The organism is Mesorhizobium sp. M7A.F.Ca.MR.176.00.0.0 (assembly GCF_004023165.1).
Taxonomy (GTDB): Bacteria; Pseudomonadota; Alphaproteobacteria; order Rhizobiales; family Rhizobiaceae; genus Mesorhizobium.
Window position 1 is genome coordinate 1 of sequence record NZ_RZTC01000281.1, and the last position, 1,441, is coordinate 1,441.

Here is a 1,441-nt window from a genome sequence, read left to right on the forward strand (position 1 = left end):
TGGCTGTTTCCTTGCCGGTGTTGCGTTGTTGAGGCTGAAAGTGCGCCCCGAAACGGGAAAGCCAAACAGCCCAAAACGGGAAAAACGGGAACAGACTGCTTGGACAGTTTGTCCCACCAGTCGTTCAGTAGCCCTCTCGTTTTCGGAGCAATGAGACAGAGATGAACCAGCGTGCGCCGCGCTTGACGCCCATGCCTTCATGCTCGCACCAGTGCCGCAGCGTGTCGGGCTTCTTGCGAAACCGATTGGCAGCGGTGGCGACGTCGATCAGATCGCCGGGCGGAAACTTCGCATCATGGTCTATCGCGCTTTGCTCGGCCTGCATGGCGCGCGCCAGCTCCATGGTGGCCGTGACCTGCTCGGCCAGGCCTTCGAGTCGTTCGATGAGGCTTTCGAGGGGGACGCTCATAGGGCAAACCCGTCGACATGCTCTGTTGCGCTTGTTGCGGATGTTGCGCTGTCTTGGGGAGGCAGAGAGAGATACCGCTTCCATGCATCTATGAAGTCTGACCTGTGGTAGCCGCGTGGCGTAGCAGTGCCGATCCTGACCACCTTCGGCTTAATACCGTAGGGGCGTAGTTTTTGGGCTAGATGCCGATCATCTATCGGTTTGCCTCTGATATCTGCCCAGGGAGATTCATCGAGATTACAGAGCCGAAGCAAGATGGACTCCGTGGCCAACACTTCGTTGTCACTGAAGACTACCTTGATGTCAGAGAGCAGCCGAACGCCTAGGCTGGGTGTACTCTCCTTAGAGAGCGCAACAAGCGCAACAGCCGCAACACGCGCCCTTTCTGGCCAGTCTCCGCCGGCTGCATCGGCGACAGCCAGCAGCGGCTCCCAGACATCTGCATCGCGATCCTTGATACCGGCCGGCATCTCAGGCCAGGCGCTGCCGATGTCGGCGGCAATGAACTCTGCCCAGCCAGCGAGGCGCTTATGCACTACTTCACCTGCTGGCCTGTGGACGCGGCGGCGGTACGGCTCGACATTCTCCTCCGGTGAGCGGCGGCGCATCCGAATGATGACGGAACGGGTGAGGATCGTATCAGGCAGATCGCCGAGCCCCGCCAGAGCGACGGCGCAGTAAGCCGGAATCTCTTCCGTCTCGATGATCTTGCCGCGAACGACACACCGGCCGGCGGATGCACCGCGACGGTGGCCGGCATTAAGGAGGCCACGGAGTTCTTCGTTGTCCTTGGCCTTTGGGCCGAAGATGGTGTCGATCTCATCGAACAGGATCGTCGGCGCGCCGGCCTCGTCCGCGACCTTGCGGAAGAGATATGCCGGCGTGACGTTCACCGCTTCGACCGGCCTGGGGACGAGCAACTCTGAGATTTCCAAAGCGCGGGTCTTACCGGATCCGGGTTCCGGGGAAAGAAACGCAATCCTGGGCGTCGATTCCCAGGCCTGCATCATGTGGGTGTGGGCAATCCAGAGG

2 protein-coding genes are annotated in these 1,441 nt (G+C 60.7%); both read right to left on the reverse strand.

Annotated elements, in window-relative coordinates; all coding sequences use genetic code 11:
- Positions 1–124: 124 nt before the first annotated feature.
- A complete protein-coding gene (locus tag EOB59_RS34800) occupies positions 125–409 on the reverse strand; it encodes a hypothetical protein (RefSeq protein WP_128290303.1) in 285 nt (94 codons plus the stop codon).
- Positions 406–1,441 (reverse strand): DUF3631 domain-containing protein (locus EOB59_RS34805; RefSeq protein ID WP_128290304.1); only part of this gene is annotated, 1,036 nt, incomplete at its 5' end. The genes EOB59_RS34800 and EOB59_RS34805, both read right to left, overlap by 4 nt.

Bases quoted from the DNA above. Each gene is read 5' to 3' on its own strand.
- EOB59_RS34800 (WP_128290303.1), bottom strand. From the start codon at position 409: ATGAGCGTCCCCCTCGAAAGCCTCATCGAACGACTCGAAGGCCTGGCC.